The sequence below is a fragment of the Halomonas sp. BC04 genome, from assembly GCF_000568385.1.
Map to the genome: position 1 here is coordinate 1 of NZ_AZQX01000257.1, position 6,618 is coordinate 6,618.

The window sequence follows — 6,618 nt, forward strand, 5'->3', positions numbered from 1 at the left end:
CCGGGGATCGATTCCGGCCGCTGGCGCTGGCGCAGTCGCGGCACGCTGGCCATCAGCATCCGCGAATAGGGGTGGGCCGGCTCGCCGAAGAATTCACCGGCATCGGCCACCTCCACGAGCTGGCCGGCATACATCAGTGCCACCCGATCGGCGAGCTCGCTGGAGGTCGCCACGTCGTGGGTGATCAGGATGAAGCTGGTGCCCAGTTCGCGCTTGACGCGCTTCAGGGCATTCATGATGCTCGCCTGGGTCAGCACGTCCAGCGCCGAGGTGGGCTCGTCGAGGATCACCAGCTCCGGTTCGGCGACCAGTGCCATGGCCAACACCGCCCGCTGGCGCATGCCCCCGGAGAGCTCGAAGGATAGCGGGTCATGAAGTCCGTCGAGATGCCGACCAGGGTGAAGACCTCGGCGGCTCGTGCCAGGGCCCGCGCGCGCGACCAGCCGCGCAGTACCCGCAGCGGCTCGGCGACCTGTTGGCCCACCTTGACCACCGGGTTGAGCGCGTTCATCGAGGCCTGCATCACCATCGCCATGCGCGACCACTGCACCTCGCGCCGGAAGCGCTCGTCGGAAAGTGTGCCAAGCTCGGTTTCACCCAGCATGATCCGCCCGCCGGTATGGTGGATATTGCGCGGCAGTACCCGCATCAGCAGCTTGGCCAGCGAGCTCTTGCCACAGCCGGATTCGCCCAGCACCACCAGCGCCTCGTTGCGCCGCAGTTCGAAGCTCACCCCGTCCACGGCGCGCACCACGCCGCGACGGGTCTGGTAGTGCAGCGCCAGGTCGTCCACGCGCAGCAGGGTCGGCTCGGGCATCACAGGCTCCTCAGTCGCGGATTGAAGATCCGATCCAGGGCGAAGCCGAGCATGGCAAAGCCCAGGCCGGTGAGCATCAGCAGCACCGCCGGCGACACCACCCAGTAGTAGTAGCCGTTGTAGAGCGCGCTCTGGGACTGGGCGTCGTTGAGCACCTTGCCCCAGGTGGGCAGCACCGGGTCGCCGAGCCCCAGCACCGCCAGCGAAGCCTCCAGGAACACGAACGTAGGGATCAGGGTGACGAAGGTGGGAATCAGCACCGGCAGGATGCGCGGGATCATGTAGCGCATCACGATGCGCAGATTGCCGGCTCCGTAGGCCTGGGCCGCCTCGATGTAGGGCGCCTCGCGGATGGGCAGCAGCATCGCCCGGTACATCTTGATACCGGCGCTGAAGATACCCAGCACCACCACCACCCCGAGCATCAGCCAGATGCTGGTGGAGTAGAGGGTGCCGACCATTACCAGGATCGGCAGCATCGGCAGGATCATGTTCACCTCGGTGAGGCGCTGGATGGTGGCATCCACCCAGCACGGTACCAGACGCCCACCGCCGCGATGATCAGGGTGGTAATGGTGGTACCCACCGCCGCCAGCAGGCCGAAGGCCAGCGCCACCGGGGTTCCCCACATCAGCGCCAGGCTGAGCTCGCGCCGCTGGTGGTCGGTGCCGGCGATGCCGTGCACCCGGCCATAGAGCACCAGCTTGGCGTCGATGCCCGCCTGCTCATCGAAGACCACGGCGTCCAGCATCAGCGTATAGCGTCCCGGCTGGACCTGCGGCGGTGCATCTCCGTCGCTATCGGGCTTGGCCAACAGCCCGATATGCGGCACCAGACCACCCAGCCGGCGCTCCAGGGCCCGATCCTGGGAGATCGAGATCCGATGGTCACGGCCGATGCGGTGGCCGCCCAGCATGAATTCACGACCGTCCGGTGCCTGCCACAGCAGGCGCGCGAAGGGACGCTTCTCGTGGCCCTCGGCGCGCAGGAACAGGTTGATCTCGCTGGGAAAGCCGTCGTATTGATAGTCGAAGGCCAGCTCCATGCGCAGGCGACGCCCGCCCGCGAAGGACGCCTCCTCAACCGCGGCCGTATCGCTGTCGATCACCAGGGTGCTCGGCTGGCGCCCACCGACCAGGCGATCGGCCCACAGCGGGCCGGCGTTGACCGGGTGCAGCTGCCAGGGTTCTCCACCACGCCACTTCTCCAGAGCCTGGGAGTACGGAATGGCGATCACGGTATAGAGCGACAGCCCCACCAGCGCGGCGATGATAGCCATACCGACCAGCGCCGAGGGATAGCGGCGCAGCTCCTCCCAGTGCTCTCGCCAGCGTGAACCGATCATCGCCGCCCTCCTTCGATGCGCACCCGCGGATCGAGCAGTGCGTAGAGGATGTCGAGCAGGAACACCGTCACCGCCAGCAGGTAGGCGAAGATCACCACCCCACCGATGATCACCGGGGTGTCGCGGTGGCCGATGGCCTGAAACAGCAGCGAGCCCAGCCCCGGCCAGTTGAACACCTGCTCGAGGATAATGGCGCCGCTCCACAGACCGATCAGCATCAACAGGAAGCTGGTGATGATGGGCGACAGTGTCGGGCGCAGGATGTAGCGCCGCTCGATCAGGTTCGACGGCAGCCCCTTGGCGCGGGCCATTTCCACGTAGTCCTCGCTGGAGTGGATCAGGAAGAAGGTGCGCCAGGAGTAGATGGAGATGAAGATCGACGACAGGAACATGGCGATAAGCGGCAGCAGCATGTGGCGCAGCACACTGGCGGCGTATTCCCAGCGGTCTTCCGGGGGCGGGGCGGTGACCATGCCGCCGGCCGGCAGTACCGGCACCACGAAGGCGAAGACCAGGATCAGGAAGATCCCGTAGAACCAGCCGGTGCCGCCGAGGTCGGTGCCAGGGCGATCACGCTTCGATCCAGCGCGCTGCCGTAGCGTCGTGACAAGAACAGTGCCGCGAATACCGAGACGAAGAACACCAGCAGGTTGGCGCTGCCGAACAGCAGCAGTGTTGCCGGCAACCGCTCGACGATGATGTCGTAGACCTCCCGTGAACCCCGGTCGCTGTGCATCTGCTCGGCGCGCCCCAGGTCGAGCCGCATGGCCCGCTGCAGGTAGTCGACGCTACGCACCACGAACGGCTGATCCAGGCGCAGCCGCTCCACCTCCTGGGAAACCTGACGCTCGATCAGCTCGTTGCGCTCGGTCGGCGTCAGATCCTGGAAAGCCGGGTCGGCGCGCACCGCTTCGGACGCCTGGCTGCGGATCTGCACCAGGCGCAGTTCATCCACCTGGCCGCCCATGTTGGCGATGATGATGGTCAGGTAGACGCCAACCAGCACGGTGAACAGCAGCGCCAGTAGCCGCTTGCCGGCATACAGCAGCATGTGCCGCAGGTCACGAAGCATGCCGCGCCGGGGCGGCGGGGCCATCGGTGAATCGCTCATCGCACCTCCTCCATGCCGCCGGGCGGCACCGTGGCAAAAACATGGGAAGCGAAGGCCGGCAATGCCACGCGGCGGCTGGTGACGGCGAGCTCCAGACTGTTGGCGCCGACGCCCAGCGTCGCCAGGGTCTCCTCCGACAGCGCGATGCGCCACTGCCCCTCGCCCCGCGCCTCCGCCTGGCCACGCCGGGCCAGTTCGCCGCGACCGTCGAACAGCAGATACTGCACCTGCTCGATGTCCTCCTGGGGATAGGGCTCGCCCTCGAAGGTCACGGACAGCTGGAACTCGGCGTCCTCCCGACCTTCCCCGTCGCCGGCGGCCAGGGGGCCGTTGCCCACCGGGCCTATCGCCACTCGGCCGCTCTCCACCACCATGGGACCATCCAGCGTCAACTCCGGCACCATGGGCGTGGTGAAGCGCAGCCACTTGTCGGCCGGGTCCGGAAAGTCGGCGAAGCGGCGCAGCACGACGCTGCCCGCCACCGGATGCACCGAGTGCAGCTGGAAGGGCCCGTTGCCGATCCAGAAGTGGCCGCGCTCGGCGTGCCACTCGGTCAGCGCAGCGTAGCGGGTGGCGATCTCGTCGTCATCGAGCCACTCGCCCAGCACCTCGGGGTAGAGTCGCGTGCCGCGCTCGCGGGCCTCACGCAGGTGGCGCTCGAGAACCGGCAGGCTCGGGCCCGCCACCAGGCTCATCCAGTCCACCTGCAGGCGATCGGCCTTGTTGGAGGAGAACGCCAGCTCACCGCGCTGCTCGGCGAGGATCCCCAGGGTCAGGGTGTGCCAAGGGGACGGCGTCGGCGCCCGGGCCGCCACGATGGTCTCGGCATCGGGGTAGATCTGGTCGCTGTAGATGTCGATGACAAGCGGGTCCTCGGCGACGATATGCCAGCCGCGAAAGTGACGCTGGAAGGCCTCGAACACCGGCAGGTGGGCGATATCGAACAGTCGGCTCTGCTCGTCAGCGCGCTCGAAGGTGAGGATCCAGGGCAGCACGACATCGGCGAGCGAGAGCCGCGTGCCGTCGTGCCAGCGCTGCTCGAAGAGCGTCGGGTCATAGGTCACCCGCACCCGGGTCCGCGCGGTGATGCCGTCCGGGTGCTTGTCAGCGGCGCTGATGAACCGCCCGGCCTCGGCGTCCCAGTCGATCCAGGCCTCCTCGGGCACTTCGATGCTCTCGGCCTGGTCAACGCTCAGCCAGTCCAGAGTACGCTCCACCGGCACACCCTCCTGAACGGTGACCTCGGCCGCCGCGAGCCGCTGAGGCAGGTAAAGCCCGGTAAAGGGGTCGGGCATCACCACCGGGTCCTGGGTGGCGCGGATCAGCATGGTATCGAAGACCCAGTTGCTCCCCGCCACCGGGTTCCAGGGTTCGGTGAGGATCCCCGGGGTGCCGAAGACCATCTGCCCGCCCACGCGGTCGGTATAGCGCAGGGTGTAGGGCCACAAGGCCGAGCCGGAGAGCCCGCCGGCCAGGTCCACCGCCACCTCGACATTGGCGGCCCGGGCCGAGGCGTTGAGCTGGTCCACCAGCCAGATACGCACCGAGTCCTCCAGCGCCAGTTCCAGGGCCCGTGCCATCATCGCCTGGCGCTCATCCCAGGTCGCGTAGTCACGGCGCTGCAGGCGGTCGGCCAGCTCGTCGAACTCCGGCACCGGCTCATAGGCCTGCCAGAGCGGCTCGGCGCGGCCCCGAGGGGTGTAGTAGAAACTGAAGCCCTCGGCCTGGTCGCGCTGAATGAGGATGGTGATCCAGCTGCCGGTGTAGAGATGCCAGTGCCCGGCGCGGGGGTCGCTGGCGATCCACAGGCGCGAGGCCTCCTCGGCGGTGCGATAGCGACGCTCGACGACGAAGCCGAGATCTTCCATCAGGTTGGCGATGTAGTCGCCGATTCGCCGGCGCTCGTCTTCGGTGCGGATCAGCACCCGCAACTGTACCGGCTCGTCCCGGTACCACCACTGCCCCTGGTCGAAGCGTGCGCCCAGGTCTTCCATTTCGCGGTGGATCACCTCGGTGGCGGCCTCCGGGTCGTGGGCGTAGCGCAGCTCCAGCTCACGCGCCACATCGGCCAGGCGCGCATAGTCGGGAAAGGCGGTGGAGAGCGGCAGGTAGCGGGGCACCGCCAGGCCGCCGAAGATCTCCTCGGCAATGTAGCGACGGTCGATCAGGCGATTGAGCGCCTCGCGGATCGCCGGCACATGGAAGGGGTTGAGCTCGCCTCCCGCCAGTTCCGGGCCCACCGGATTGATCGTCAGCTCGCTGGAGGTGCCGTAGGAGAGATCGTAGGCGGTATGCAGGGAGTCGCGCAGGCGGTTGAAAACCGTGGAGCTGGAGATGCCCTGGGTGAAGAGCTGGTGGGACCCCGCCTCGATCAGCCCGGTGACCCGCCCCACATCCGCCTCGCGGGTGAACACAACCTGGTCCACCATGGCCCCACGCCGGTCCTGAAGGTCCGTCTCGTCGAGACCGTCACCCGGCGTCGGCGCCTGTCGGGGAGGATCCGTCGGCGCCGGACGCAGGGCGACAGCGAGTACCGCTACGAACAGCAATGCGCTTATTCCCAGTACGGTACCTTTCAACATGATGTCACCGCTTCGGTCAGCTCAACGCCAGGGCGTGGCATGGGAAATTTACTTTCCGTTACCTTCACCCTAGCAGTCTGTCGAGCTTTCGATAACATCGTGAGACGTTGGCAGCATATTGCAACGCAGCATCATCAGGTCGTGACTTGAGGCCGCAGGCCTCCCCGCGGTGTTGCTCTGCGTTGGTGATAACAGATAACGACGCGGCTTCCGCCGAGGCGCCTGGCGGCGCCAGTCGCGATGCAGAGTCGGAGCGCCGAACCGAGCGCTCCAACAAGGGAGGCAATGGCCGTGCTGTAGGAAGAATCTTTAGATCACGACTGGAGGCCGCAGGCCTCCCCGCGGTGTTGTCCTGCGTTGGCGATAACGGGTAACGACGCGGCTTCCGCCGAGGCGCCTGCGGCGCCAGTCGCGATGCGGAGCAGCGCTCCAACAAGGGAGGCAATGACCGTGCTGTAGGAGGAATCTTTAGATCACGACTGGAGGCCGCAGGACTCCCCGGCGGTGTTACCAATGCTGGCGACAACCGCTGACGAAGCGGCCTCAGCCAGGCGCCTGACGGCGCCAGTCGCGATGCAGAGCAGCGCTCCAACAAGGGAGGCAATGGCCGTGCTGTAGGAGGAATCTTTAGATCACGACTGGAGGCCGAAGGCCTCCCCGCGGTGTTGTCCTGCGTTGGCGATAACGGGTAACGACGCGGCTTCCGCCGAGGCGCCTGCGGCGCCAGTCGCGATGCGGAGCAGCGCTCCAACAAGGGAGGCAA

The 6,618-nt window shown here is 67.0% G+C and carries 7 protein-coding genes; all 7 read right to left on the reverse strand.

Going from position 1 to position 6,618, the window contains the following annotated elements:
• The coding region (locus Q427_RS32505) for an ABC transporter ATP-binding protein (protein ID WP_442905524.1) at nt 1-317 on the reverse strand (317 nt) is incomplete at its 3' end.
• Entirely contained in the window at nt 287-817 is a 531-nt protein-coding gene (locus Q427_RS32510) for an ATP-binding cassette domain-containing protein (RefSeq protein WP_197030721.1), read from the reverse strand. The genes Q427_RS32505 and Q427_RS32510, both read right to left, overlap by 31 nt.
• Entirely contained in the window at nt 817-1,344 is a 528-nt protein-coding gene (locus tag Q427_RS32515; protein WP_197030722.1) for an ABC transporter permease, read from the reverse strand. The genes Q427_RS32510 and Q427_RS32515 overlap by 1 nt, the downstream gene beginning before the upstream one ends.
• A complete protein-coding gene (locus Q427_RS32520; RefSeq protein ID WP_197030723.1) occupies nt 1,311-2,162 on the reverse strand; it encodes a hypothetical protein in 852 nt (283 codons plus the stop codon). The genes Q427_RS32515 and Q427_RS32520 overlap by 34 nt, the downstream gene beginning before the upstream one ends.
• Nucleotides 2,159-2,662 (reverse strand): ABC transporter permease, encoded by a 504-nt coding sequence (locus Q427_RS32525; RefSeq protein WP_197030724.1) that lies wholly within the window; start codon nt 2,660-2,662, stop codon nt 2,159-2,161. The genes Q427_RS32520 and Q427_RS32525 overlap by 4 nt, the downstream gene beginning before the upstream one ends.
• A 17-nt stretch (nt 2,663-2,679) precedes the next feature.
• Nucleotides 2,680-3,273 carry a hypothetical protein gene (locus tag Q427_RS32530; RefSeq protein WP_197030725.1) on the reverse strand — a complete coding sequence of 198 codons (594 nt, stop codon included), beginning with the start codon at nt 3,271-3,273 and terminating at the stop codon, nt 2,680-2,682.
• Nucleotides 3,270-5,855: an ABC transporter substrate-binding protein gene (locus Q427_RS17880; RefSeq protein ID WP_043516463.1), complete on the reverse strand. Its 2,586-nt coding sequence runs from the start codon at nt 5,853-5,855 to the stop codon at nt 3,270-3,272. Before Q427_RS17880 ends, Q427_RS32530 begins: the two co-directional genes overlap by 4 nt.
• Between the last annotated feature and the right edge of the window lie 763 nt (nt 5,856-6,618).